This is a genomic window from Pseudomonas sp. RW407 (genome assembly GCF_003176655.1).
Lineage (GTDB): Bacteria > Pseudomonadota > Gammaproteobacteria > Pseudomonadales > Pseudomonadaceae > Pseudomonas > Pseudomonas delhiensis.
Genome location: NZ_QGSL01000088.1, coordinates 22926 through 48690, shown reverse-complemented (window position 1 = coordinate 48690; position 25765 = coordinate 22926). Strand labels below are relative to the sequence as shown.

Annotated in this window: 26 protein-coding genes and 1 tRNA gene; 16 read left to right on the top strand and 11 right to left on the bottom strand. The window is 69.2% G+C overall.

Features of this window, described 5'->3' with window-relative positions:
• Positions 1–27 precede the first annotated feature (27 nt).
• Positions 28–726: an orotidine-5'-phosphate decarboxylase gene (gene pyrF, locus DK254_RS06780; RefSeq protein WP_109933167.1), complete on the top strand. Its 699-nt coding sequence runs from the start codon at positions 28–30 to the stop codon at positions 724–726.
• Between the two features lie 272 nt (positions 727–998).
• Here the strand turns inward: pyrF and DK254_RS06775 are convergent, their stop codons facing one another.
• A complete protein-coding gene (locus DK254_RS06775) occupies positions 999–1442 on the bottom strand; it encodes a multidrug/biocide efflux PACE transporter (RefSeq protein ID WP_109933166.1) in 444 nt (147 codons plus the stop codon).
• A gap of 115 nt (positions 1443–1557) precedes the next feature.
• Here DK254_RS06775 and DK254_RS06770 point away from each other — a divergent pair, with 115 nt between their 5' ends.
• The 6 genes from DK254_RS06770 to DK254_RS06745 all read left to right on the top strand — a co-directional run bounded on the left by DK254_RS06770 (position 1558) and on the right by DK254_RS06745 (position 8459).
• A complete protein-coding gene (locus DK254_RS06770; protein WP_089391721.1) occupies positions 1558–2418 on the top strand; it encodes a LysR family transcriptional regulator in 861 nt (286 codons plus the stop codon).
• A gap of 95 nt (positions 2419–2513) precedes the next feature.
• Positions 2514–3431 (top strand): MoxR family ATPase, encoded by a 918-nt coding sequence (locus tag DK254_RS06765; RefSeq protein WP_089391720.1) that lies wholly within the window; start codon positions 2514–2516, stop codon positions 3429–3431.
• Positions 3432–3444: 13 nt separating this feature from the next.
• Positions 3445–4398: a DUF58 domain-containing protein gene (locus DK254_RS06760; protein ID WP_109933165.1), complete on the top strand. Its 954-nt coding sequence runs from the start codon at positions 3445–3447 to the stop codon at positions 4396–4398.
• On the top strand, positions 4395–6386 hold the full coding sequence (locus tag DK254_RS06755) for a DUF3488 and transglutaminase-like domain-containing protein (RefSeq protein ID WP_109933164.1): 1992 nt from the start codon (positions 4395–4397) through the stop codon (positions 6384–6386). The genes DK254_RS06760 and DK254_RS06755 overlap by 4 nt, the downstream gene beginning before the upstream one ends.
• A gap of 95 nt (positions 6387–6481) precedes the next feature.
• Positions 6482–7243 (top strand): CHAD domain-containing protein, encoded by a 762-nt coding sequence (locus DK254_RS06750; RefSeq protein ID WP_109933163.1) that lies wholly within the window; start codon positions 6482–6484, stop codon positions 7241–7243.
• 415 nt (positions 7244–7658) lie between these two features.
• Positions 7659–8459 carry an acyl-CoA thioesterase II gene (locus DK254_RS06745; protein WP_109933162.1) on the top strand — a complete coding sequence of 267 codons (801 nt, stop codon included), beginning with the start codon at positions 7659–7661 and terminating at the stop codon, positions 8457–8459.
• 3 nt (positions 8460–8462) lie between these two features.
• Here DK254_RS06745 and DK254_RS06740 read toward each other — a convergent pair whose 3' ends face one another.
• From DK254_RS06740 to DK254_RS06730, 3 genes are all read right to left on the bottom strand, one after another.
• Complete coding sequence (locus DK254_RS06740) at positions 8463–8822, bottom strand: Mpo1-like protein (protein ID WP_109933161.1); 360 nt, start codon at positions 8820–8822, stop codon at positions 8463–8465.
• A 154-nt stretch (positions 8823–8976) separates the two neighbouring features.
• Positions 8977–10455, bottom strand: a complete 1479-nt coding sequence (locus DK254_RS06735; protein WP_109933160.1) for a methyl-accepting chemotaxis protein — start codon at positions 10453–10455, stop codon at positions 8977–8979.
• A gap of 137 nt (positions 10456–10592) precedes the next feature.
• A complete protein-coding gene (locus DK254_RS06730) occupies positions 10593–11408 on the bottom strand; it encodes a TatD family hydrolase (RefSeq protein ID WP_109933159.1) in 816 nt (271 codons plus the stop codon).
• Between the two features lie 491 nt (positions 11409–11899).
• Here DK254_RS06730 and DK254_RS06725 point away from each other — a divergent pair, with 491 nt between their 5' ends.
• Positions 11900–13324: a transglycosylase SLT domain-containing protein gene (locus tag DK254_RS06725; protein WP_109933158.1), complete on the top strand. Its 1425-nt coding sequence runs from the start codon at positions 11900–11902 to the stop codon at positions 13322–13324.
• Between the two features lie 124 nt (positions 13325–13448).
• On the top strand, positions 13449–13883 hold the full coding sequence (locus tag DK254_RS06720; protein ID WP_089391711.1) for a DoxX family protein: 435 nt from the start codon (positions 13449–13451) through the stop codon (positions 13881–13883).
• Positions 13884–13943: 60 nt separating this feature from the next.
• On the opposite strand, the gene DK254_RS06715 is transcribed toward DK254_RS06720, so the two are convergent.
• A complete protein-coding gene (locus DK254_RS06715; RefSeq protein WP_109933157.1) occupies positions 13944–14972 on the bottom strand; it encodes a YeiH family protein in 1029 nt (342 codons plus the stop codon).
• A 93-nt stretch (positions 14973–15065) separates the two neighbouring features.
• On the opposite strand from DK254_RS06715, the gene DK254_RS06710 reads away from it, so the two are divergent.
• Positions 15066–15962, top strand: a complete 897-nt coding sequence (locus DK254_RS06710; protein WP_109933156.1) for a LysR family transcriptional regulator — start codon at positions 15066–15068, stop codon at positions 15960–15962.
• Here the strand turns inward: DK254_RS06710 and thpR are convergent.
• A complete protein-coding gene (thpR, locus tag DK254_RS06705) occupies positions 15949–16482 on the bottom strand; it encodes an RNA 2',3'-cyclic phosphodiesterase (protein ID WP_109933155.1) in 534 nt (177 codons plus the stop codon). The genes DK254_RS06710 and thpR overlap by 14 nt on opposite strands.
• A 192-nt stretch (positions 16483–16674) precedes the next feature.
• Between thpR and DK254_RS06700 the strand changes: the two genes are divergently transcribed.
• Complete coding sequence (locus DK254_RS06700; RefSeq protein WP_109933154.1) at positions 16675–16995, top strand: hypothetical protein; 321 nt, start codon at positions 16675–16677, stop codon at positions 16993–16995.
• 207 nt (positions 16996–17202) lie between these two features.
• Here the strand turns inward: DK254_RS06700 and greB are convergent, their stop codons facing one another.
• From greB to DK254_RS06685, 3 genes are read right to left on the bottom strand one after another with little or no spacing between them, the layout of a single operon-like run.
• Complete coding sequence (greB, locus tag DK254_RS06695; protein WP_089391706.1) at positions 17203–17700, bottom strand: transcription elongation factor GreB; 498 nt, start codon at positions 17698–17700, stop codon at positions 17203–17205.
• 37 nt (positions 17701–17737) lie between these two features.
• Positions 17738–20230, bottom strand: coding sequence for an ABC transporter permease (locus DK254_RS06690; protein WP_109933937.1), 2493 nt, complete (start codon positions 20228–20230; stop codon positions 17738–17740).
• 13 nt (positions 20231–20243) lie between these two features.
• The gene (locus DK254_RS06685; protein WP_109933153.1) at positions 20244–20927 is read right to left on the bottom strand and encodes an ABC transporter ATP-binding protein; all 684 of its coding nucleotides are present in this window, start codon (positions 20925–20927) and stop codon (positions 20244–20246) included.
• A gap of 10 nt (positions 20928–20937) precedes the next feature.
• Between DK254_RS06685 and DK254_RS06680 the strand changes: the two genes are divergently transcribed.
• The 3 genes from DK254_RS06680 (at position 20938) to DK254_RS06670 (ending at position 22944) form a co-directional block, all read left to right on the top strand.
• Positions 20938–21543 carry an arylesterase gene (locus tag DK254_RS06680; protein WP_109933152.1) on the top strand — a complete coding sequence of 202 codons (606 nt, stop codon included), beginning with the start codon at positions 20938–20940 and terminating at the stop codon, positions 21541–21543.
• A 71-nt stretch (positions 21544–21614) separates the two neighbouring features.
• Positions 21615–21893 carry a hypothetical protein gene (locus DK254_RS06675; protein WP_109933151.1) on the top strand — a complete coding sequence of 93 codons (279 nt, stop codon included), beginning with the start codon at positions 21615–21617 and terminating at the stop codon, positions 21891–21893.
• 76 nt (positions 21894–21969) lie between these two features.
• Positions 21970–22944 carry a L,D-transpeptidase family protein gene (locus DK254_RS06670; RefSeq protein WP_109933150.1) on the top strand — a complete coding sequence of 325 codons (975 nt, stop codon included), beginning with the start codon at positions 21970–21972 and terminating at the stop codon, positions 22942–22944.
• A gap of 128 nt (positions 22945–23072) precedes the next feature.
• Here the strand turns inward: DK254_RS06670 and oprI are convergent, their stop codons facing one another.
• Both oprI and DK254_RS06660 read right to left on the bottom strand, forming a co-directional pair.
• A complete protein-coding gene (oprI, locus tag DK254_RS06665; protein WP_024128796.1) occupies positions 23073–23324 on the bottom strand; it encodes an outer membrane lipoprotei OprI in 252 nt (83 codons plus the stop codon).
• A gap of 405 nt (positions 23325–23729) precedes the next feature.
• Positions 23730–23819: transfer RNA gene (locus DK254_RS06660), tRNA-Ser, on the bottom strand.
• A gap of 161 nt (positions 23820–23980) precedes the next feature.
• Here DK254_RS06660 and earP point away from each other — a divergent pair.
• Both earP and efp read left to right on the top strand, forming a co-directional pair.
• Positions 23981–25111 carry an elongation factor P maturation arginine rhamnosyltransferase EarP gene (gene earP / locus DK254_RS06655; RefSeq protein WP_109933149.1) on the top strand — a complete coding sequence of 377 codons (1131 nt, stop codon included), beginning with the start codon at positions 23981–23983 and terminating at the stop codon, positions 25109–25111.
• 43 nt (positions 25112–25154) lie between these two features.
• The gene (gene efp, locus DK254_RS06650; RefSeq protein WP_009623501.1) at positions 25155–25721 is read left to right on the top strand and encodes an elongation factor P; all 567 of its coding nucleotides are present in this window, start codon (positions 25155–25157) and stop codon (positions 25719–25721) included.
• Positions 25722–25765 lie beyond the last annotated feature (44 nt).

Genomic DNA, 25765 nt, shown 5'->3' with positions numbered 1-25765 from the left:
TTTCAGATTCCCCCCGCGAGAGAGCCCATGTCCGTCTGCCAGACCCCGATCATCGTCGCCCTGGATTTCCCCACCCGCGAGGCCGCCCTGGCGCTGGCCGACCAGCTCGACCCGAAACTGTGCCGGGTGAAGGTGGGCAAGGAACTCTTCACCAGCTGCGCCGCGGGCATCGTCGAGACCTTGAACGGCCGCGGCTTCGAGGTGTTCCTCGACCTCAAGTTCCACGACATCCCCAACACCACCGCGATGGCCGTGCGCGCCGCCGCCGAGATGGGCGTGTGGATGGTCAACGTGCACTGCTCCGGCGGCCTGCGCATGATGGCGGCCTGCCGCGAGACCCTCGACGCCTTCAACGGCCCGAAGCCGCTGCTGATCGGCGTGACCGTGCTGACCAGCATGGAGCGCGAGGACCTGGCCGGCATCGGCCTGGACGTCGAGCCCCAGGAGCAGGTCCTGCGCCTGGCCGCCCTGGCCGAGAAGGCCGGCCTGGACGGCCTGGTCTGCTCGGCCCAGGAAGCCCCGGCGCTGAAGGCCGCGCACCCGGCCCTGCAACTGGTCACCCCGGGCATCCGCCCGGCCGGCAGCGCCCAGGACGACCAGCGCCGCATCCTCACCCCGCGCCAGGCCCTGGACGCCGGCGCCGACTACCTGGTGATCGGCCGCCCGATCAGCCAGGCCGCCGACCCGGCCGCGGCCCTGGCCTCGATAGTCGCCTCCCTGGCCTGAACGGCAGGGGCATGAAAAAGGCGGAGCAGGGTGACCTGCTCCGCCTTTTTCATTCGTAGGGCGGATAACGCCCAAGGCGTTATCCGCCAATGTCCTCGGGCACCAGCGTTCCGGCCAACGGCGGATAACCGCGAACGGTTATTCGCCCTACGCAACGCTCCGGCAGGCTGCATGGAGTGTTCTTCGTAGGAGCGAGCTTGCTCGCGAAAGGTGTTCCGACCGGATGTGGTGCCGTGTGGTTCGCGAGCAAGCTCGCTCCTACAAGCCCCCGCCTAACGCGCCAGCACCTCCCGCGGCCGCTCCACCCAGCGCTCGCGCAGCGCGTCGTACACCCAGTTGAAGGCGATGGTGTAGGGCAGGAAGAACAGGATCAGGCCGATATCCAGGACGAACGCCTCCACCAGGCCGATGCCCAGCCACCAGGCCGCCAGCGGCACCAGCATGAAGATCAGGCCCAGCTCGAACAGCGAGGCGTGCAGCACGCGCACCGGCAGGGTGCGGGCGAATTGCAGGCGCCGCTGGGCGCGGTCGAACAGGGCGTTGTAGACCATGTTCCACAGTGTGGCGATCAACGAGAACATCAGCGTCAGGGCGCCCATGTGGCCCAGCGGCTGGTCCATCAGCCAGGCCAGGGTCGGGGCGCAGATGGCCAGGGCGATGAATTCGAAGAGCAGGGCGTGGAACAGCCTTTCCTTCAGCGTCTTTTGCATGCTCATGGGTGTTTCTCCAGGGTGAAAACGGGCCTCTCGGGGCCGAGTTGCAGCTATTCTCATCGGTTGAAGGGTTGTTTCGAAGTTGGCTAGCATCGGGAAAACCGATGGACGAGGCGCCATGCAATACTCACCCGAATCCCTCCAGGCCTTTGCCGAGGCCGCCTGCCTGGGCTCCTTCAGCGCCGCCGCGCGCAAGCTGGGCAAGAGCCAGTCCACCGTCAGCGAGGCCATCGCGCGGCTGGAGATCGACCTGGGCCTGGAGCTGTTCGACCGCAGCGCGCGCCAGCCGAAGCTGACCGAGGCCGGCAAGGCCCTGCTCGGGCGCGTGGAGGAGGTGCTGATGGCCAACGACCGCCTCGGCCAGCTGGCCGGGCAGCTCTCGGCGGGGATGGAGCCGCGGCTGACCCTGGCGATGTCCGACACCTACCAGTCCGAACCCTTCGAGAAGCGCCTGGCGGAAATCGACCGGCACTTCCCCGACCTCGAGTTCGAATGGCTGATCGCCGAGCACGGCGACGTCATCGACCTGGTCGGCCAGGGCCGCGCCTCCCTCGGCCTGCTCGCCGCGCAGCCGAACTACCCGCCGGACATCGGCTCGGCCACCCTGGGCGAATGCGCCGAGTTCGGCCTGTTCGTCAGCCGCGAGCACCCCCTGGCGCAACTGGAGAAGGTGGAACGCAGCGACCTGCTGGCCCACCGCAACCTGCGCCTGAACACCTTCATCGACGACGCCGAGCCACCCCTGGGCGGGCGCTGCTGGTCGGCACCGACCTACCTGTTGCTGCTGGACATGGCGGTGCTCGGCTTCGGCTGGGTGGAGCTGCCCACCTGGATGAACCAGCGCTTCGCCAACGGCCGCCTGCACCCGCTGCAGGTGCCCGGCTGGCCGCGCAGCGTGGCGGTCGACGTGGTCTGGTCGCGGCAGCGCAGCCTGGGCCCGGCGGCGCGCTGGCTGGTGGAACGCCTGCTGGCCAGTTGAGCCGGCCCCGTCACAGTTTGTGGCGAAGTGACCTGTTCGCTGTGGCGGTGGGCCAGTAGGATCGGATTCTTTCGATGGCACGGCACGAGGTGAGGATGCGCGGCAAGCTGGAGCAATGCCTGGAAGCGGTGGACCGGATCCTGCTGGGCAAGCAAGTCCAGGTGCGCCTGGCCATGACCTGCCTGCTGGCCCGCGGGCACCTGCTGATCGAAGACCTCCCGGGGATGGGCAAGACCACCCTCAGCCACGCCCTGGCGCGGGTGCTGGGGCTGAGCTTCCAGCGCATCCAGTTCACCTCCGACCTGCTGCCCGGCGACGTGCTCGGCACCTCGGTGTTCGACAAGGAGACCGGGCAGTTCGTCTTCCACCCCGGGCCGATCTTCGCCGAGCTGGTGCTGGCCGACGAGATCAACCGCGCCACGCCCAAGGCGCAGAGCGCATTGCTGGAGGCCATGGAGGAGGGCCAGGTGACCATCGAGGGCGCCACCCGGCCGCTGCCCGAGCCCTTCTTCGTCATCGCCACGCAGAACCCGGTGACCCAGGGCGGCACCTTCGCCCTGCCGGAGTCCCAGCTCGACCGCTTCCTCATGCGCCTGTCCCTGGGCTACCCCGGGCGCGCCGCGGAGAAGGCCCTGCTGCTGGGCGAGGCGCGCCGCGACCTGCTGCCGCGCCTGGAGCCGATCCTCACCCCCGCCGAGCTGGCGGCGCTGCAGGCGGAGGTGCCGAAAGTCCACGTCAGCGACGCTCTGGTCGACTACGTGCTGCGCCTGGCCGAGGCCACCCGCAGCCAGCCGGCCTTCGCCCTCGGCCTGTCGCCGCGCGGCAGCCTGGCGCTGCTGGCCGCGGCGCGGGCCTGGGCGCTGCTCGCCGGGCGCGACTACGCCATCCCCGAGGACGTCCAGGCGGTGCTGCCTTCGGTGGCCGGGCACCGCCTGCGCGACCAGGCCGACCCCTCCGGCCACGGCGGCGGCGCCCTGGTGCAGTGGCTGCAGCGCGAAGTCCCGGCGCTGTGAGCGGGGCCCGGCCATGCTGGTGAAGGTCCGCCCGCTGTGGCAGAGCTGGATCGCCCGGCGCATCCCGCCCTCGCCGTCGCTGCAGCTGAACCAGCGGCGCATCTTCATCATCCCCTCGGGGCAGGGCGTGGCCTTCGGCGTCGCCGTGGTCCTGCTGCTGCTCACCGCCATCAACTACCAGAACAGCCTGGCCTACGGCCTGACCTTCCTGCTGCTGTCGCTGTTCATCGTCGCCATCCTGCATACCTACCGTAACCTCGGCGGCCTGCGCCTGACCGCGCTGGGCGCGCTGCCGGTGTTCGTCGGCGAGCAGGTCTGCTTCCGCGTGCGCCTGGAAGGCGAGGGCCGCGAACGGCGGGCCATCGGCCTGGGCTGGTCGGAGCAGGAGCTGCTGCACGCCGACGTGCGCGCCAGCGGCGCCGAGGAACTGCTGCTGACGCTGCCGGCGCAGCGCCGCGGCTGGCTGCGCCCGGGCCGCCTGCGGGTGGAGAGCCGCTTCCCCCTGGGCCTGCTGGTGGCCTGGAGCTGGCTCGACCTGGACCAGGCCGCCCTGGTCTACCCGCGCCCGCTGCCCGCCGACCTGCCCCTGGAGGGCGGCCGCGCCGACGAGCACGACGAGGGCCTGCGCGCCAGCGGCAGCGGCGCCGACGACTTCCAGGGCCTGCGCCCCTACCAGAGCGGCGACTCGCGCCGGCGCCTGCACTGGAAGGCCTACTCCCGCGGCCAGGGCCTGCTGGTGAAAGACTTCGCCGCGCTCAGCGGGCGCGACCTCTGGCTGGACTTCGCGCTGCTCGGCGGCGACGTCGAGACGCGGCTGTCCTGCCTCTGCCACTGGGTGCTGCAACTGTCCCTGCGTGGCCAGAGCTTCGGCCTGCGCCTGCCCGGCGTGCAGTTGCCGCTGGCGAGCGGCGACGCCCACCGCGCCGCCTGCCTGCGCGAACTGGCGCTGTTCGGGGCGCGGCCGTGAGCCAGCAGCCGATCCCGCGGATCGCCCTGACCTGGCTGCTGGTGGCCCAGGCCCTGGTGATACTGCCGCACCTGGAGCACCTGCCGTTCTGGGTGGTGGGCTTCTGGCTCGGCTGCGCGGCCTGGCGCGTGCAGGTCTACCGCATGCGTGCGCGCTACCCCAACGGCCTGGCCAAGCTGGCCCTGGTGGTCGCCGCCGGCATCGGCGTGTGGCTGTCGCGTGGCTCGCTGATCGGCCTGGACGCCGGCGTGGTGCTGCTGATCGCCGCCTTCGTCATCAAGCTGGTGGAACTGAAGACGCGCCGCGACGCCCTGGTGCTGATCCTGCTCGGCTTCTTCGCCGTGGCCACCAGCTACCTGTTCGACGCCAGCCTGCTGGCCGCGGCCTTCAGCCTGCTGCCGGTCACCGCCCTGCTGGCGGCGCTGATCGGCCTGCAGCAGAGCAGCTTCGCCGAGGGCCCCTGGCGCACCCTGCGCCTGGCCGGCGGCCTGCTGCTGCAGGCGCTGCCTCTGATGCTGCTGCTGTTCCTGCTGTTCCCGCGGCTGGGCCCGCTGTGGTCGCTGCCGTTGCCCGGCGGCCAGGCCACCACCGGCCTCAGCGACTCGATGATGCCCGGCGACTTCGTCGAGCTGAGCCAGTCCACCGAACTGGCCTTCCGTGTCAAATTCGACGGCGCCGCGCCACCCCAGGAACAGCTCTACTGGCGCGCCCTGACCCTGGAGAACTTCGACGGCCAGCGCTGGACGCAGTCCTGGCAGGGCCGTGGCGGACCGGCGCCGGACTGGCGCAAGCGGGGGCCGGCGCTGGACTACCAGGTGATCATGCAGCCCAGCGCGCGGCCCTGGCTGTTCACCCTCGACGTGGCCGAGGGCGGCCCGGACGATGCGCGCCTGATGAGCGACTTCCGCCTGGAGCGGCGGCGCCCGGTGCAGGACGTGCTGATGTACCGCGCCACCTCCTGGCCCCAGGCCCTGCGCGAGCCGGACAGCAGCGCCACGACGTTGCGCCGCGACCTGCAGCTGCCGGCCCGTGGCAACCCGCGTACGCGGGCCTGGGCGGCGCAGTTGCGCGAGCATCACCCGCAACCCGAGGCGCTGGTGCAGGCGGTGCTGCGCCACTTCCACGACCAGCCCTACGCCTACACCCTGCGCCCGCCGGCCACCGGCGACGAGCGCATCGACGGTTTCCTGTTCGACACACGGCGCGGCTTCTGCGAGCACTACGCCGGGGCCATGACCTTCGTCCTGCGCGCGGCCGGCATCCCGGCGCGGGTGGTCACCGGCTACCAGGGCGGCGAGCTGAACCCGGCCGGCGACTACCTGCTGGTGCACCAGTTCGACGCCCACGCCTGGGTCGAGTACTGGTCGCCGGGCGCGGGCTGGCGCAGCGTCGACCCGACCTTCCAGGTGGCCCCCTCGCGCATCGAGCGCGGCCTGCAGGCGGCGCTGGCGGAGGAGGGCAGCTTCCTCGCCGATTCGCCCTTCGCGCGCCTGCGCTACGGTGGCCTGGGCATGCTCAGCCAACTGCGCCTGAGCTGGGACAACCTCAACTACGACTGGCAGCGCTGGGTGCTGGGCTACCAGGGCGAGCAGCAGGCGGGGCTGTTCCAGGCCTGGTTCGGCGACCGCGACAGCCTGTGGGTCGGCGTGCTGCTGGTGGGCGGTGGCGCCCTGTCGCTGGGCCTGCTGGCGCTGCTGCTGTTCAAGCCCTGGCGGCGGACGCGGGATGCGCAGCTGCGCAGCTTCGAACGCTTCGAGCAACTGCTGGCCGGCCAGGGCCTGCGGCGCCACGCCGGCGAAGGGCCGCGAGCCTTCGCCGAGCGGGCGATGGCCGCGCTGCCGGCCCAGGCCGCGGGCATCCAGGCCTACCTGGCGGCGTTCGAGCGCCAGCGCTACGCCGGCGCCGGCGTAGCCCCGCAGGAGTTGCGCGCGAACCTGGCGCGGCTGCGCCGGCAACTGCCCTGGCGGCTGCCCCGGCGTGGCCGCTGAAACGCCTTGCGACCATCGGCCACGGGTGGCAGCTTGCCGCCGTTGCGCTGCCAGCTAACCTCATAAGTTCCAGGCCCAGACGGACGGAGTTCGCCGTGTCATCCTTCAGCGACTATCTGGTTTCCCACGTGATCGAGCAGGAAGTGGCCCTGTTCGCCGCCTCCGAACGCCTGCGCGCGCGCTCCGACAGCGAGGCCCTGCACGACCTGCGCATCGCCGTGCGGCGCCTGCGCAGCCTGTTGCACCCGGCCCAGGGCATGCCCGGTATCGACGAGATCGAGGCGGCGCTGGGCGAGCTGGGCCGCCTGAGCGGGCCGCTGCGCGACCTCGAAGTGCTGCTGCCGGTGCTGGAGGCCGAAGGCCTGGAGAAGGCTGCCGCGCTGCGCCGGCCGGCACTGACCTCGGGCTACGTGGCGCTGCTGGCCAGCCCGCAGTGGGACCGGCTGATGCGCCTGCTCGACGGCTGGCCGATGCTCTGGCGCACCGCCGAACGCCACGGCGTGCTCGAAGGCCTGCATGCCCAGGTGCGCAAGCGCCTGGCCAAGCAGTGGCACAAGCTGCGCATCGCCCTGAAGGACCCGGCCCACGACCGCCATCGCCTGCGCCTGCTGATCAAGCGCATGCGCTATTCCCTGGAGGCCTACCCGAAGGATTCGCCCTTGCCGCAGAAGCTGCTGGTGCCGTTGAAGGAAGCCCAGTCCACCCTGGGCACCTGGCACGACTACGAGCAGTGGCTGATCCGCAGCGAGCGCGAACTCGACCTGATGCCCCTGCAGCCGCACTGGAACGCCCTGCACGACCTGGCCGAACGGGATGCCGACGAGAGCCTGGAGCGGTTGCTCAAGGCATTGGGGTGAGCGCCATCCGCCGTTTTCAGCGACGGATAATACGGTTCAGGGAAGCACGATCGTAGGAGCGGACTCCGTCCGCGATTGGTTCATCAACCACGCCGGACGCCCCGGTGGCACGGCCGACGGCGTATAACCGCGAACGGTTATGCGCCCTACGCCAGGCCTGACTTTGGCGTAGGGCGGATAACGCCTACGGCGTTATCCGCCGTTTGACCATGGCATCCGGCCGCGCCGGGTTCAGCCTTGGCGCGGCTCGTGGCGTGGGTGCATCGGTGGATAACCGCGAACGGTTATGCCTCACTCCCATCTATGAACAGACATTCGCCCCTTGAGTGGACCCGCGTTCATCCCTAAGGATGGTTGCCAGCCCCGCCGCCTTTGCCCCTAAGATGCCGCCTGAACCAGTCAGCAGGAGGCGACGATGACCTTTCCCGAACTCATCCAGGCGGTGCGCAATGCGCCCGGAAACGTAGTGATCCCGGCGCAGTGGGGGCAGGGGCGCGCCAGTTTCGGCGGCCTGGTGGCGGCCATGGCCTACGAGGCGATGGCGGCCGTCGCCGAAGCCGGGCGGCCGTTGCGCTCGCTGGCGGTGACCTTCGTCGGCCCGGTGGAGCCGGAGGTGCCGGTGAGTTTCGAGGCCGAGGTGCTGCGCGAGGGCAAGGCGGTCAGCCAGGTGTTCTGCCGGGCGCTGCAGAACGGCCAGGTGCTGACCCTGGCCCAGGCCAGCTTCGGCCTGCCGCGCGAGTCGGTGGTACAGGTCGAGGGCCTGCCGGCGCCGGCTTTCAAGGCGGCCGACGCGTGCCAGGAACTGCCTTTCATCCGCAAGCTGATGCCCGAGTTCACCCGGCATATCGCCATGCGCTGGGCCGTGGGCGGCATGCCCTTTTCGTCGAGCGCTTCACGGGATATGGGCGGCTGGATGCGTTTCCGCGGTGACGGGGTGGGCGAGGAGCCCATGGAGGTCAGCCACCTGCTGGCGCTGATCGACGCCTGGCCGCCGGCCACCCTGCCGATGCTCAAGGCGCCGGCGCCGTCCAGCTCGCTGACCTGGACCATCGAGTTCGTCCAGCCGCAGCCGGCCCTGCCGGCCAATGGCTGGTGCCAGTACCTGGCGACCATCGAGCACGCCCGTGACGGCTACGGGCACATCGCCGCCCAGTGCTGGACGGCGGACGGCCAGCTGCTGGCGATCTCGCGGCAGACCGCGACCATCTTCGGCTAGGGCTCAGCGCCGGCGGTTGCGCCAGGCGCGCCACCAGGCGCCGCTGAGGACGAAGCGCGGGAAGGTGATGAACTGCTCGGCGAGCAGGCGGCCCACGGCGTCCTTGCGGTCGCTGAAGGGCTCGGGGGCCTGTTCCTCCAGCTTGTGCCCGCGGCCCTGGATGGCCAGCGCCGCGACCATGCCGATGATGCCCAGCAGGATGCTGCCCAGGCTCAGCTTGAACAACCCGCCCAGCAGCACCAGGGCGGCAACGATGAACAGCGGTACCGCGACCAGGTGCAGGGCCAGGTTGGTCGGGTTGCGGTGGTTGGCGGCGTAGCCCTGCCATTGCCAGGCGAACAGGTTGGGATGACGCTTGCCCATATGCGGACTCCTTTTCCGGTCTTGCCCGTTTTCACGGGCCTTTGCACGCAGTCTAGGTCCGCAGCGGGTGGGCGGCGAATGACTATCGCCTATGGTTTCGATAGCCTGAAACGACGCGGCCCGGGCAATGCCGGGCCGCGTGGGGATGGATGCTTCACAGGCGCAGTTGGCGGATTGCCCGGCTCAGCTCGCCAGCCAGATCGGCCAGCTCGTGGCTGGTGCCGGCCGAATCCACCGTCTGCTGCACGGTCAGCTCGGTGACGTCGCGGATGCCTACCACCGAGCGCGTCATTTCCTCGGCCACCTGGCTCTGCTGCTCGGCGGCCACGGCTATCTGCGTGTTGCTCTCGCGCATCAGCGCCACCGCCCCGGCGATGGCCGCCAGCGCCTCGCCGGCCTCCTGGGCCTGCTCGACGCAGCCGTCGGCCTTGATCGAGCTTTCCTGCATGAATTCCACGGCGTCGCGGGTGCCGGACTGCAGCGCGTTGATCATCTGGGTGATCTCGTCGGTGGAGTCCTGCACGCGCTTGGCCAGGTTGCGCACCTCGTCGGCCACCACGGCGAAGCCACGGCCCATCTCGCCGGCACGGGCGGCCTCGATGGCGGCGTTGAGGGCGAGCAGGTTGGTCTGCTCGGCGATGCCGTGGATGACGCTGACCACGCTGCTGATCTTCTGGCTGTCCTCGGCCAGTTGCTGGATCATCTGCGCGGTTTGCTGCACGCCCTGGGACAGCCCTGCGATGGACTGGCCGACGCGGCCGACCACCTGCTGGCCGGCGCCGGCCAGGCGGTCGGCTTCCTGCGACTGGTCGCGGGTGTCGGCGGCGTGCTGGGCGATGTGGTGCACGGTGGTGGACATTTCGTTGATCGCGGTGGCGGCCTGGTCGGTCTCGCTCTGCTGGCCGAGCATGCCCTGGCGCACCTGGCCCATGCTCTGGGCGAGGCTGCGCGCGCCTTCGTCGAGGCGCCCGGCGGCTTGCGCCACGGTACCGACCACGCGCTGGTAGCCGGCCTGCATGGCGTTGAAGGCGGTGGCCATCTGGCCCACCTCGTCGTGGCTGTCCAACTGCACGCGGGCCGAGAGGTCGCCGCTGCGCTCGACGTGGAGCATCACGTCGCGCAGCTTCAGCAGGTGGGTGAGGATGAAGCGGATCAGCAACTGCGAGGCGGCCAGCAGGGCCAGCATCAGCGCCAGTACCGCGCCGGCGTAGGCCAGGGCGCGCTCGCTGAACACCTTCCAGAGGTCGGCCCCGGGGGCCAGCACCGCGATGCGCTGGCCGTCGCCTGCGTCCTGCACCCAGGCGCCGGCCAGCAGGCCGAGGCGGCCGGAAACGCCGTTCAGCTCGACCCAGCCGTTGCCGCGGGCCAGGGCCTGGGTATCGACGCCGGGCAACTGCGGGGCGCTGCCGCTGGCGAAGCTCAGCAGGTTGTCGGCCGCGGGTAGCGCCGTGCCGGCCGGCCAGCCCTGCAGCAGCCGGGCCTGGGCCTCGGCGCCCTGTCGGGCGGCCTGGTTGTGCGCGTCCACTTCCTGGTGCATGGCGAACAGCACGAGCAGCAAGGTGGTGAAGAAGGCGACCGCGTTCACGGCCCAGAACTTGTACTTCAGTGAGATATCGCGGATCCAGGCGCCCATGGGATGCTTCTTGTAGTGGGAGTGATGGCTTTTGGCCTTCATTCTCGTTGAAGAGAAGAAGTCTGCCTTGATGGGGGTCAAGACAGCTTCGCCTCCCAGGTTAGCGTCGCTTCCCGGACATTCTTGAGGGGTATTCGTCAGCCTTGTTCGACAATTTCCGGCAGGCCGAAGAAACGCCGGGCGCAGGCCGTGGTATGGGCGGCCAGGTCGTCTTCCGTCTCGCCGCGATGCAGGGCGGTGACGCGCAGCACCTCGGGAAGGAAGGCCGGCTCGTTCTGCCCGTGCCTGGGCTTCGGCCGCAGGCTGCGCGGCAGCAGGTAGGGCGCGTCGCTCTCCAGCATCAGGCGGCCGCGGGGGATTTCCCGCACCAGCTCCTGCAGGTGGGTGCCGCGGCGCTCGTCGCAGATCCAGCCGGTGATGCCGATGTGCAGGTCGAGATCGAGATAGTTGTAGAGCGTGCGCCGCTCGCCGGTGAAACAATGCACCACGGCGGCCGGCAACGGGTCGCGGAATCCCTTGAGGATGGCCAGCAGGCGCTCGCCGGCGTCGCGCTCGTGGATGAACACCGGGCGCTGCAACTCTACGGCCAGGGCCAACTGTTCCTCGAAGGCCTTTTCCTGTTGCGGCCGCGGCGAGAAATCCCGATTGAAGTCAAGGCCGCATTCGCCCACCGCGCGTACCCTGTCCTCCGCCAGCAGGCCGCGCAGGACGGCGGCGCTGGCGCTGTTCCAGTGGCTGGCGTCGTGGGGGTGGACGCCGGCGGTGCAGAACAGCCGCTGGCCGCTTTCGTCGCGTTCGCGGCACAGGCGCAGGGCGGCTTCGCTTTCGTCGAGGCTGGTGCCGGTCAGCACCATCTGCGTCACGCCGGCGTCGATGGCCTGCTCGATGACCGCCGGCAACCGGTTGGCGAAAGTCGGGTGAGTGAGGTTGACGCCAATGTCGATCAGTTGCATGGTTCACCGGGGTCTGAAGATGTTTGATCACGAACCGCGTTGCTGCGTCAAATGGCGCCAGGTTAGGCGCGGGACGCCGGGAATGGTGCCCCCTTGCCAAGTCCCGCAACGACGCATGGCGCCATTTGCCGCGCAACCCGAAGGGACGGGCCTGTTTTTGTGCGGTACGTCGTTACTCGTCGTTTATTTGGAATGACCAAACCGCTCTCCTCGCGCCTAGTCCCGCACAAAAACAGGCTCCGTCGCGGTCGTGATCAAACATCTTCAGACCCCTGTGGATTCGGGCGGGCAGCATAGCAGAATCCCCTGTTTTCTTAAGAAAGTCTTAAAAAACAGCCTGTTGAATGCACTTGTGAAAGTGCTTCGGGAATTTTGGATTGGCATCGATCTCCACCTGTGAGACGCTCGCGCCCCTTTTTCGAGGCCGGGAACTTGTGGAGGACGCCGGTTTCTCAGGACCGCCGGCGAATGACCACTCCTTGGAGACCTGGATGACGCGACTGTTGCTGCTCACTCTCTGCTTGCTGGCATGGCTGCCGCAGCCGGCCGCCGCGCGCCTGACCAGCCAGCCGGACAATTGGCAGCACGAGAGCGCCGGTACCCGCGACCTGGCCACCATCCGCAGCAGCGGCGTGCTGCGCGTGCTGGTCAACCAGAGCCGCAACAGCTCCGGCGAGATCAAGGGCGAGCCCATCGGCGTCGAATACAACCGCCTGCGCGCCTTCGAGCAATACCTCAACGACAACGCCCCCGGGCGCAAGCCGCTCACCCTGAAGTTCATTCCCAAGGCCAAGGACCAGTTGCTGGCCGCGCTGCTGCGTGGCGAGGGCGACCTGGTCGCGCCCGGCGAGGTGCTGGTCGCCCGCGACGGCCAGGACGTCGCCGCCAGCCTGCCGTGGCGCCAGGAAGTGCCGCTGGTGCTGGTCTCGCGCCAGGGCAACAGGCGCTACGCGCGCCTGGAGCAACTGGCCGGCAAGCGCATCGCCCTGGCCCCCGGCAGCGCCGCCGGCGAGGCCATCGGGCAGGTCAACGAACGCCTCGCGCAACGCCGCCTGGCGCCCATCGGCATCGACTGGGTGGACCCGTCCCTGGCGGTGGAAGACGTGCTGGAGATGGTCCAGGCCGGCATCTACCCCTGCACCGTGGTGGAGCAGCCGATCGCCGAGCGCTGGGCCAAGGTGTTCAAGAAGCTCCGCATCGACCGCCACCTGGTGCTGGACAACCGCCAGAACATGACTTGGTACGTGCGCCGCGACGCCTCCATGCTGCACGCCAGCGTCGACCGCTTCCTCAAGGACTACCGCGCCCCGGCGGAGCAGGACGGCAACTTCCAGCGCCTCTACCGCCATGCCTACCAGGTGCGCAACCCGCTGGAGAAGGGCGACCGCAAGAAGCTGGAGGCGGTGCGCCCGACCCTGCAGCGCTTCGCCGAGCAGTACCGCCTCGACTGGCTGGCCCTGGCCGCGGTGGCCTACAAGGAATCCAACCTCACCCCGGGCGCCCGTGGCGCGTCCGGCGCCACCGGGCTGATGCAGGTCACCCCGGCGGCGGCGCGCAGCGTCGGCCTCAGCTCGGTGGAGGGCAAGGAGAACAACGTGCAGGCCGCCAGCAAGTACCTGGCCATGCTGCGTCGCGACTACTTCAACAGCCCGCGCATGGACGAGCACGAGCGCCTGGGCTTCATCCTCGCCGCCTACAACGTCGGCGCCGAGCGCGTCCAGGGCCTGCGCGCCCAGGCGCGCCGCCAGGGCCTGAACCCGGACCGCTGGTTCTTCCAGGTGGAGCGGGTGGCGGCCGAGGAAGTGGGGATGGGCGTGGTGAACTACGTCAGCAGCGTCAACAAGTACTATCTTGCCTATCAGCGGGAGCGCGATGGGTTGGAATCCCGGCAGCGGGTAGCTTCCGTCCAGAAGTGATTTGATCGATCAGGTCGATATGTTTAAGCGTGTTTTTGCGCTTTTTATATCGAATTGATGATTTATATTGCGCCTCAAGCAACGACGGTTGCCCCTACCCACTCCCTCTGCACAAGGATGCCCCATGAACGCTCTCGTCAAATCCGTCCTGTCCACCAACGCCGGCGCCGGCCTGGCCGTGCTGCGCATCACCACCGGCCTGACCTTCATGGCCCACGGTTCGCAGAAGCTCTTCGGCCTGTTCGGCGGCCCGGGCCTGTCGGGCATGGCCCAGTGGCTCGAGTCCCTCGGCGTGACCCCCGGCTACCTGATGGCCACCCTGGCGGGCAGCGCGGAGTTCTTCGGCGGCCTGTTCCTGGTGCTCGGCCTGCTGGTGCGCCTGGCCAGCATCCCGCTGATCGTCGCCATGCTGGTGGCCGTGTTCAGCGTGCACATCGCCAACGGCTTCTTCATCACCAACAACGGCTTCGAGTACGCCTTCACCCTGATCATGATCAGCGTGGCCCTGCTCATCAGCGGCGCCGGTCCCTTCTCCCTGGACCGCAAGCTCTCCAGCTGAGCGACCCGGCAGCCATGAAAAAGGCGGATGCCCACCGGCATCCGCCTTTTTCTTTGCGCTTCAGCCCAGCAGGTGCTGCACGCCGCTGTTGATCAGGCCGCCGCCGACCAGCAGGAATACGAACAGACCGGCGCCCAGCAGCAGCGGTTTGGGACCTTCGCGGCGCAGGTCGCCGAGGCGGGTGGCCAGGCCGAGGGCGGCCATGGCCATGCCCAGCATGACGTCATCCAGTTGCTGCAGCGGCGCCAGCCAGGCATGCGGCACCAGGCCCAGCGAACGCAGGCCGGTGACCAGCAGGAAGGCCACGGCGAAGCCGGGGATGTGCAGGCGGCGCCTGCCTTCGCCGGCCTCGTCGCTGGCGGCGAAGCGCCCCAGGCAGAGCAGGGCCGGGGCCAGCAACAGCACGCGGAGCATCTTGCTGATCAGCGCGGCGTCGGCGGCGGCCGGGTCCATGGCGCGCCCGGCGGCGACCACCTGGGCCACCTCGTGGATGGTCGAGCCGCTGAAGATGCCGAAGGCCTTGGCGCTGCCGAACAGGTTCGGCAGGTGGGCGAACAGCAGTGGGTGCAGGAGCATGGCCAGGGTGCCGAACAGCACCACGGTGGCCACCGCCACGGCGGTGTGCTCGGCGCGGGCGCGCAGCACCGGGCTGCTCGCCATGACCGCGGCGGCGCCGCAGATGGCGCTGCCGGCGCCGATCAGCAGGGCGCTTTCGCGCGGCAGCTTGAGCCAGCGCACGCCGACCCAGGCGGCCACCAGCAGGGTGCTGGCGACCATCAGTACGTCGATCACCAGGGCCGCCGGGCCGAGCGCGGCGATGTCCTGGAAGGTCAGGCGCAGGCCGTAGAGCACCACGCCCAGGCGCAGCAGTTGCTGGCGCGACAGGTCGACGCCGGGACGCAGGCCGCCGAAGCGGGCCAGGCCGAGGTTGCCCAGCAGCAGGCCGAGGAGGATGGCCAGGGTCAGGCTGCCGAGGCCGAGGTGCTGGATCGCGGGGATGCGCACCAGCAGGTTGGCGGCGCCGGCGATCAGCAGGCAGAGCAGGGCGCCGGGGACCAGGTAGGGCGTGCGGCGCAGCAGGGTAGGCATGGCGGGCTCCTTGTGTAAGGTGCTGCCATGGTGCGCGGCGGGCGCTTAGTGTAAAAACGGATTGTTCTTATTGGATCAAACGGTTTTATCGATATGGGCCCGCGAATCACCCTGCGCCAGCTCGCCACCTTCACCGCCATCGCCGAACACGGCAACGTCACCCAGGCGGCCGCCGCCATCGCCCTCTCGCAGTCGGCGGCCAGCCAGGCCCTGCAGGAGCTGGAGCGCACCCTGCAGACGCGCCTGTTCGACCGCAGCGGCAAGCGCCTGGCGCTCAACGACAACGGCCGCGCCCTGTACCCCCGGGCCTGCGCGCTGCTGGCCCAGGGCGCCGAACTGGAGACGCTGTTCCAGCATGCGCCGGTGCAACTGGCCCTGGGCGCCAGCCGCAGCATCGGCGGCTACCTGCTGCCGCAGGTGATGGCGGGATTCCTCGCCGAGCTGCCGGACAGCCGCCTGCAGCTGCAGGTGGCCAACAGCCGCGAGATTCTCGCCGCGCTCTGCGAGTTCCGCCTGGACGTGGCCTACATCGAGGCGCCCATCCAGCATCCCCAGGTGCAGTTGCTGCCCTGGGTCGAGGACGAGCTGTTGCTGGTCGCCGCGCCCGACCACCCCCTGGCGCACCTGGCGCAGGTGAGCCCCGGGCAACTGGCGGCGACACGCTGGATTCTCCGCGAGGCCGGCTCCGGCACCCGGGTGACCTTCGAGCAGCAGGTGCTGCCGCGCCTGGGCAGCCTGGCGGCGCCGCTGGAGGTGAGCAATGCCGAGGCGATCAAGCACCTGGTGGCCAGCGGCGCGGGCATCAGCTGCCTGTCGCGGCGGGTGGTGGCGGACGAGCTGGCGCGTGGCGAGCTGGTGGCCCTGGACAACCCCCTGGGGCCGCTGCGGCGCACCTTCTTCCGCGCCCTGCACGTGGACAAGTACCCCACTGCGGGCCTGCGCCGCTTCCTCGATTTCGCCGAAGGCTGGGCCGCGCTCAATCGTTCCTGAGCGGCTCGCCGTCCAGCGGCCAGCGCCCGATGGCCCGGTAGTGCACGCCGTGGGGGCTGTTCTCCGAGCTGTACAGCACCAGCTCGCGGGCCGGCCAGGCGAACCGCGCCGTGGCCTCGGGCGTCCGGCGGCAGTGGCGGGCGAGGGTCAGGTGCGGGCGGAAGGGCCGGCGTTCGGTCTCGAAGCCGCCGACCTGCAGGACGTCCTGCAGGGCCTGGACCAGGCTGGGCAGCGCAGGCGGAATGTTCGTCGGCGCCAGGTGCAGGATGCCGTTGCGCCAGCGTTCCAGGCGGTCCAGGAACAGTTCGAAGGGCGTGCGCGGCAGGCTCGCGCCCAGGGCCAGCAGCTCGGCCTTGCGGGCCCGCGGCACCGCGCCTAGGAAGGCCAGGGTGAGATGCAGGTTGGCCGCCGTCACCGGCTGGCCGTCGATGGCCAGGCCGTCGCGCCAGGCGGCCAGGGGCGCACGGATTTCTTCCGGGCAGGGCAGGGCGAAGAACAGGCGCAGGGGTGGGGTGCTCATCGGGGCTCTCTCGTTGGCCGGAAGTCGCCTTGACAGTATCGCCGGGGCTTCTCTAGGATGCCGCACAGCGCCGATTTAAGTAGCAACTTGCGGGGCGCTGATGCCCCTGGGGCATCGAAATACCGCTAAAGCGCTGGTTCGGTGTGCCTCTCGCCGCGTCCAGCAGGACCCCAGAGGCGGAGACATGACACCATGACCTGTCCCAATCCCCAGGTGCGCCTGGCCCCCATCACCACCGGCCTGCTGCGGCGCAACCCGCGCATCCTCCTGTGCGGCCACCACCAGCCCACCCTGGTCCGCTACCTGGAAGGCTGGCCGAAGCGCTGGCAGGGCTCGCGCACCTTCCTCATCCAGTTCGCCGGCGACCTCGCTGAAATCGCCCGTTTCCCCCGCGATCATTTCGACTTCGCCGTGGTCCAGTCGCCGCGCGCCGAGGAACTGCAGCCGCTGGTCCACGAGCTGACCCGCGTCGCCCGCCAGGGGCTGATCACCCGCCGGCCGCCGGCGTTCTGAGGCCGCGATAGCCGGAACCACCGGCGCGGTTCGCGGATGAGATCCGCTCCTACGCTGCCCCGCCCACGCCATTCCCCTGTAGGAGCGCGCCCTGCGCGCGATTCGCGGGCAGGGCCCGCTCCTACAGTCTGCCGGGAGGTACGGCATTTCCCTGTAGGAGCGGACCTTGTCCGCGATTGCGCCGGCAGGCGCTGCGCGGGGCCTCGCTCAGGGATAGTCGATCTCGACCACGAACCAGAGCTTCTCGCCCGCCGGCGTGCGCACCAGCACCTCGGCGTCCAGCTCCTTGCCCACCAGGGCGCGGGCCAGGGGCGAGTCGATGCTGATCTGGTTGCTGCGCAGGTCCAGCTCGTCCGGCCCGACGATGCGGTAGCGGGCCTGTTCGCCGTCCTCGTCCTCCAGTGTCACCCAGGCGCCGAAGTAGACCTTGTTCGGGTCGCCCGGGCGGTCGCGCACCACCTTGAGGTTCTCCAGGCGCTTGCGCAGGAAGCGCACGCGGCTGTCGATCTCGCGCAGCATCTTCTTGCCGTAGATGTACTCGGCGTTCTCCGAGCGGTCGCCGAGCGCGGCCGCCTCGCTCACCGCCTGGGTCACCTGGGGGCGGCGCACGTTCCACAGTTCGTGCAGTTCGGCGCGCAGGCGCGCCTCGCCTTCGGGGGTGATCAACGGAGTTCCGGCGGTGCGCGGCGGGCGATAACGGCTCATGGGGTTCCGGCTGTGGCTGGGCAGGCCAGGGAGTCTATCAGCCTTCGCGCAGCAGGCGCAGCGGGCTCAGGGTCAGCGCCCGGCGCGTGCCGAACAACCCGGCGCCGCCCACCAGCAACGCGCCCAGCAGCGGCAGGCCGAGCAACCAGGGGTGCGGTCGCCAGGGCAACTGGAACACCAGGCTGTAGAGCAGGTAGCTGATCAGTTCGCAGCCCAGGGCCGCCAGCACGCCGCTCACCGCGCCGAGCAGGGCGAACTCGCTGCGCCGGGTGCGCTGCAGCAGCTCGCGCTCGGCGCCCAGGGCGCGCAGCAGGGCGCCCTGGCGCAGGCGCTCGTCGAGGGTGGCCTGCAGGCCGGCGAAGAGCACCACGAAGCCGGCGGCGAGGACGAACACCAGCACGTATTCCACCGCCAGGGTGACCTGGTCGAGGATGCTGCGCAGCTGGCTCAGCAGCACGTCCACCGGCAGCAGGGTGACGGTGGGGAAGGCGCGGGCCAGTTCGATGGCGCTGCGCTGGTCGCTGGCGGGCAGGTAGAAGCTGGTCAGGTAGGTCACCGGCAGGTCGGCGAGGGTGCCGGGCTGGAAGACCATGAAGAAGTTCGGCTGGAAGTTGTCCCACTTCACCGAGCGCAGGCTTTGCACCTGCACCTCGCGGGTCTGCCCGGCGACGCTGAAGCTCAGGCGGTCGCCCAGCTTGATGCCGAGGTTGCCGGCGAGCTTCTCCTCCACCGAGACGCCGGGCAGTCCGCCCGCCGCGGCGTCGCCCCACCAGCGCCCGGCCACCAGCTGGTTGCCGGCGGGCAGTTGCTGCGACCAGGTCAGGCCGAGGTCGCGCTGCAGGGCGCGCTCGCTGCGCACGTCCTCGCTGAGCGCCTGCACCGGCTGGCCGTTCACCGCCACCAGGCGGCCGGGGACCATGGGGAAGAGCCCTTCGGCGTTGGGCGAGACCTTGCGCACGCGGGCCTCGAAGGCGTCCTTCTCGGCCGGCAGGATGTTCAGGGCGAAGTAGTTGGGCGCGTTGGCCGGCAACTGGGCGTGCCAGGTGTCCAGCAGCTCGCCGCGCAGCAGGGCGATCAGCGCCATGGCCAGCAGGATCAGGCCGAAGGCCAGGCTCTGCCCGGCGGCGGCCAGCGGGTGGCGCAGCAGCTGGCCCAGGCCCAGGCGCCAGGGCAGGCTGGCGCGCGCGAGCAGGCGGCGCAGGCTGTTCAGGGCGAACAGCAGCAGGCCGCCGAGCAGGGCCGCGGCGACCACCCCGCCGCCCAGCAGGGCCAGGGTCAGGCGCAGGTCCAGGCTCAGCCGCCACATGATCAGGCCCAGCGCCAGCAGCGCGCAGCCGTAGGCCAGCCAGCTGCGCATGGGCACCGGCAGCAGGTCGCTGCGCAGTACCCGCAGCGGCGGCACCCGGCCCAGGGCCGCCAGAGGCGGCAGGGCGAAGCCGGCGAGGGCGACCAGGCCGGTGGCGACGCCGGCCAGCGCCGGTACCGGCCCGGCCGGCGGAATCTGCGGCGGCAGCAGGTCGCCCAGCAGTGCCACCAGGCCGAGCTGCGCCAGGTAGCCGAGCAGTGCGCCCAGCAGGCTGGCGGCCAGGCCCAGGCTGAACAGTTGCAGCCCATAGAGCAGCAGGGCTTCGCGACGGCTCAGGCCCAGGCAGCGGAGCAGGGCGCTGGCGTCGAAGCGGCGGGCGGCGAAGCGGTTGGCCGAGAGCGCCACCGCCACGCCGGCGAGGAGGATGGCCGCCAGGCTGGCGAGGTTCAGGTAGCGCTCGGCGCGTTCCAGGGCGTCGCCGATCTGGCGGTTGCCGTGGTGCGCGTCGAGCAACTGCTGGTTCGCCGCCAGCCCCGGTTCCATCGCGCGGCGGTAGGCCTGCAGGGCTTCGCCGTCGCCTTCCCAGAGGTCGCGGTAGCGCACCCGGCTGCCGGGCTGGACCACGCCGGTGGCGTCCAGGTCGCGCAGGTTCATCAGCACCCGCGGGGTAAGGCTGTAGAAGTCGCCGGCGCGGTCCGGCTCGTAGGTCAGCACGCGGGCGATGCGCAGGCCCTGGCGGCCGATCTCGATGCTGTCGCCGACCTTCAGGTCGAGGCTGGTGAGCAGGCGTGCCTCCACCCACACCTCGCCGGGCTGCGGGCGACCGCCGGCCTGCTCCGGCTCCAGGGGCGCCGCCGCGCTCTTCAGCTCGCCGCGCAACGGGTAGCTGTCATCCACTGCCTTGACGCTGCTCAGCTGGATGCCCTGGTCGGTGGCGATGACGCTGGAGAACTCGACGCTGTAGGCGTGCTTCAGGCCCAGGCGGTTGCCGCTGTCGACCTGCTGCTGCGCGGCCGGCTGGGTGCCGCTCAGGACCAGATCGGCGCCGAGGAATTCCGAGGCGCGCACCAGCATGGCGCCGTTCAGCCGCGCGCTGAAGTAGCCGATGGCGGAGCTGGCGGCCACTGCCACCAGCAAGGCGAAGAAGAGCACGCGCAGTTCGCCGCTGCTCCACTCGCGCAGCAGTTGGCGCAGGGCCAGGCCGAACAGGCGCGACAGCGGCAGCGATTTCATCGGCTCAGGGCTCCGCGTGGTCGATCAGGTGGCCGCTTTCCAGGCGGATCTGCCGTTGGCAGCGGTGCGCCAGGCGTTCGTCGTGGGTGACCAGGACCAGGGTGGTGCGGCGCTCGCGGTTGAGCTCGAAGAGCAGGTCGCTGATGCGCTCGCCGGTGGCGCTGTCGAGGTTGCCGGTGGGCTCGTCGGCGAACAGCACGTCGGGCTCGGCGGCGAAGGCGCGGGCGATGGCGACGCGCTGCTGCTCGCCGCCGGAGAGCTGGCGCGGGTAGTGGGTCAGGCGCTGGCCCAGGCCGACGCGCTCGAGCAGGACACGGGCGCGCTCGCGGGCGTCGCCGCGGCCTTCCAGCTCCAGGGGCAGCATCACGTTCTCCAGCGCGTCGAGGCTGTCGAGCAGCTGGAACGACTGGAAGACGAAGCCGACATGGGCGGCGCGCACCCGCGCGCGCTGGTCCTCGTCCAGTTCCGCCAGGCGGTGCCCGGCCAGTTCGACGCTGCCGCCGCTGGGCTGGTCCAGCCCGGCCAGCAGGCCGAGCAGGGTGGACTTGCCGGAGCCGGAACTGCCGACGATGGCCAGGCTGTCGCCGCGCTGCAGGGCCAGGGAGAGGTCGTGGAGGATGGTCAGCTCACCTTCCGCGCTGGGGACGACCTTGCTAAGGTTGCGCGCGGTGAGAATGCTTTCGCTCATGGAGGGTCCGATGCGTGCATGGCTATCGAGCGTCTGCCTGGCGTTGCTGCTGGTCGCCCAGCAAGCCGCGGCGCAGACGCTGCTGGTCGTCGGCGATAGTATCAGCGCCGGTTTGGGGGTGGATACCGGCCGCGGCTGGGTCAGCCTGCTGGAGCAGCGGCTGAAGGACGAGGGTTTCGACTACCGGGTGGTCAACGCCTCGGTCAGCGGCGACACCAGCGCCGGCGGCCTGGCGCGCCTGCCGGCGCTGCTTTCCGGGGAGAAGCCGAGCGTCGTGGTGATCGAGCTGGGCGGCAACGACGGCCTGCGCGGGCAGGCGCCGCAACAATTGCAACAGAATCTTGCTTCGATGGTCGCGGCCTCGCGCCAGGCCGGGGCCAAGGTGCTGCTGCTGGGCATGCGCCTGCCGCCCAACTATGGCGAACGCTATACCCAGGCTTTCGCCCGGGTGTTCCAGCAGGTCGCCGAGCAGGGCAAGGTGCCGCTGGTGCCGTTCTTCCTCGACGGCGTGGGCGGGGTGCCGCAGATGATGCAGGCGGACGGCATCCACCCGGCCGTGGTGGCGCAACCGCGCCTGCTGGATAACGTCTGGCCGCAGCTCAAGCCGTTGCTCTGATCGCCGGGTCGTCGGAAGGCTTCCCCGCGCGGGGGCTTTCCGCTATGTTTGCGCACCCTTCAGGAGCCGCCATGTCCCGCCCCGCCTGGACCCTCTTCGCCTACCAGCTGATCGAACCCGATTCCCAGCTCGATCTGTTCGCCTGCCGCGAGGTGCGCGTGCATCTCGTCGCCCGGCAGCTGGAGCTGGGCTCCCCAGCGGACCGCACCCTGTGCGGTGGCCTGTTGCCGGCGCAACCGCTCTGGCGCGAGGCTCAGCGGCCGCAGCTGCGCGACCGGCGGCTGTGCCCGGAGTGCCTGAAACGCCTGGAACAGGAAAAGCGCGGGCAACGATTTTCCTGGCTATTGTGAACTCTCCCGGAAAACAGGGTCTGAGTGGTACACTAACGCCCCCTCTGTCAACTGTGCTCTCGCCAAGGATCTCCGGATGTTGTCGCGTGTTATCGCCGCCTGCTCGCTGTCTTTTGCCGCGCTGCTCTCGGCCGGCCCCGTTTCCGCCCTCGAGCTGCCGTTGCCGGCGCCCGGCGAGGATATCGTCGGCCAGGTGCAGGTCATCAAGGCCAAGTACGAAGACACCTTCGCCGACCTCGGCCAGACCTATGACCTGGGCTACCAGGAGATGCTCGCCGCCAACCCGGGCGTCGACGCCTGGCTGCCCGGCGTGGGCACCGAGGTCATCATCCCGACCCGCTTCATCCTGCCGCCGGGCCCGCGCGAAGGCATCGTGATCAACATCGCCGAGTACCGCCTGTACTACTTCCCGAAAGGCAAGAACGTGGTCTACACCTACCCGCTGGGTATCGGCCGCGAGGGCTGGGGCTCGCCCATCGCCCACACCAACATCGTCGCCAAGACCAAGGACCCGGCCTGGTACCCGCCGGCGTCGATCCGCGCCGAGCACGCCGCCGACGGCGACCCGCTGCCGACCGTGGTGCCGCCGGGCCCGGACAACCCGCTGGGCCCGTACAAGATGTCGCTGGGCGTTCCCGGCTACCTGATCCACGGTTCGAACAAGAAGTTCGGCATTGGCACCCGCACCAGCCACGGTTGCTTCCGCATGTACAACGGCGACGTGACCGAGCTCTTCCCCATGGTGCCGGTGGGCACTTCGGTGCGCATCATCAACGAGCCGTACAAGTTCGGCCGCAGCGAAGGCAAGATCTACCTGGAGGCGCACACGCCGATCGACGACCATGGCAACCCTTCGGTCGTGGACAAGCACACCGCGGTGATCAACGCGCTGCTCAAGCGTGAAGACATCGCCAACCAGATGCAGATGGACTGGAACGTGGTGCGCGAAGTGGTGGCGGCCGAAGACGGCCTGCCGGTGGCCATCGCCCAGCCGCAGCAGCCCGGTACCTCGGTGGCCGCCAGCGAGAACACGACGGTGCAGATGCCCTGACGCCCGGGGCCTGCCGCAGGAGCCCGCCGACCGCAAGGTCCGCGGGCTTTTTGCTGCCCGTGGAAAACGCCGGGCAATAAAAAAGCCGACCTCGAGAGGTCGGCTTTTCGAACAGATCCGAGGATCTATTACTTGCGGCTGGCTTTGTCCAGCATACGCAGGGCGCGCTCGTTAGCCTCGTCAGCGGTCTGCTGGGCTTTCTGAGCAGCGGCCAGAGCTTCGTCAGCGTGACGGTAGGCTTCGTCAGCGCGGGCTTGGGCACGGGCAGCGGCGTCTTCAGTAGCGGTCAGACGGGCTTCGGTTTCTTTCGAGTGGCTGCTGCAACCGGTGGCCAGAACAGCAGCCAGAGCCAGAGCAGAGAATTTCAGAACGTTGTTCATCGTGTTCCCCTTAAGGTGGACATTTCCATTAAAGCAATTCCCCATGGGACTGGGAAATTAGCCGGACTACATAGTACTCATTACTTGTAGTAAGTAAACTGACTGAACGCAAGTAGGGCACTTTTTTTTCATGCTACGCGGGGTTGAACTCTTATTACCCCGGCATGTTGTGCAAAAAATGTGCAGATACGCCCGGCTGCCCTACAGTGGGGCTGTTGCAATGTCGTGAAGCACGGGCCAAGTGTTCGAGTATAGCGCCCCGAACTAATGCTAATTCGCGATAGGACGAAAGTCTGGTGGGAACTAACGGCGAGTAACTGTGGTCGCCAATTGCCGGTGCATTGGATGCAACCGGCTGGAATGAAAAAGCCCGGCTAACTTCATCAGTCAGCCGGGCTTTTGATCTGGCGGTGAGGGAGGGATTCGAACCCTCGATACGGTTTCCCGTATACACACTTTCCAGGCGTGCTCCTTCAACCGCTCGGACACCTCACCAGGGTTTCGACAGCGCGTTGTCTGTCGAGGCGCGCACTTTACTCAAAGGTTTTCCCAAACGCAAATGTTTTTTCAACGGATTCATCGGCTTAAGGTGATCAAGGGGAAACCGCGGCGGCCCGCCTTGTTAAACTGGCGGCTTCCTTGTAAAGGCGAGTGCGATGGCGAGCTGGGATCTCTTCTGCTGCGTGGTGGACAACTACGGCGACATCGGCGTGACCTGGCGCCTGGCCCGCCAGCTCGCCGGCGAGCATGGCCAGGCGGTGCGCCTGTGGGTGGACGACCTCAAGGCGTTCGCGCGGCTGTGCCCCGGGGCCGATCCGGCGCTGCCCGGCCAGCGCCTGGCGGGCGTCGAGGTCCGCCACTGGCCGGCGCTGTGGGAGGACACGCCGGCCGCCGACGTGGTCATCGAGGCGTTCGCCTGCCCGCTGCCGCCGGCCTACGTGGAGGCCATGCGCGGGCGCGCCGTGCCGCCGCTGTGGCTGAACCTGGAATACCTGAGCGCCGAGGACTGGGTGGCTTCCTGTCATGGGCTGCCTTCGCTGCAGGCCAGCGGCCTGCAGAAGTATTTCTATTTTCCCGGCTTCCAGGCTGGCGTCGGTGGTCTGCTGCGCGAGGCGGGGTTGCTGGAGCGGCGCCGGGCGTTCCAGGCGGATGACGCCTGCCGACGGAGGTTCCTGGCCAGCCTCGACGTGGAGGTGCAGGGTGAGGAATGCCTGATTTCCCTGTTCGCCTACGAGAACCCGGCGCTGGCGTCCTGGCTGGATGCGCTGGCGCAGGGATCGCGACCCACGCTGTTGCTGGTGCCGGAAGGGCGCGTGCTGGGCGATGTCGCCGCCTGGCTGGGCCTGCCCGGGCTGGCGCCGGGCGACCGCCACCGGCGCGCTGGCCTGCGGGTGCAGGTACTGCCGTTCGTCCGCCAGGAGGACTACGACCTGCTGCTGTGGAGCTGCGATGTCAACGCGGTGCGCGGCGAGGATTCCTTCGTCCGCGCGCTCTGGGCGGGGCGGCCGTTCGTCTGGCACATCTATGAGCAGGAGGAGGGCGTGCACCTGGAGAAGCTGGACGCCTTCCTCTCTCTATACAGCGAAGGCATGGAGCCTGGGCTCGAGGCTGCCCTGTTGGCCTACTGGCACGCCTGGAACGGCCTCGGCGACGCGGCGACGGCCTGGATGGCGCTGCAGCAGCGGGCCGGAGACTGGCGGGAATGGGCGCTGCGCTGGAGCGAAAAGCATGCCGCACAGCCGGATCTCGCCGCGGGGCTGGTGCGTTTTTATACAAATTGGCTATGATACGTCCCCTGTTTTTTGTCTCCAATCCAAATCGGATATTCGTATGAAAACCGCTCAAGAGTTCCGCGCAGGCCAGGTTGCCAACATCAACGGCGCCCCCTGGGTCATCCAGAAGGCCGAGTTCAACAAGTCCGGCCGTAACAGCGCCGTCGTCAAGATGAAGCTGAAGAACCTGCTGACCGGCGCCGGCACCGAGACCGTGTTCAAGGCCGATGACAAGCTGGAACCGATCATCCTCGACCGCAAGGAAGTGACCTACTCCTACTTCGCGGACCCGCTGTACGTCTTCATGGACAACGAGTTCAACCAGTACGAAATCGAGAAGGGCGACCTGGAAGGCGTGCTGACCTTCATCGAAGACGGCATGACCGACGTCTGCGAAGCGGTTTTCTACAACGACAAGGTGATCTCCGTCGAACTGCCGACCACCATCGTTCGTGAAATCGTCTACACCGAGCCGGCTGTCCGCGGCGACACTTCCGGCAAGGTCATGAAGACCGCCCGCCTGAAGAACGGTGCCGAGCTGCAGGTTTCCGCGTTCTGCGAAATCGGCGACTCCATCGAGATCGATACCCGCACCGGCGAGTACAAGTCCCGCGTCAAGGCCTGAGCCTTCGCGTGACCTGAAAAAGCCCGGCATCTCAGACTGTGTGA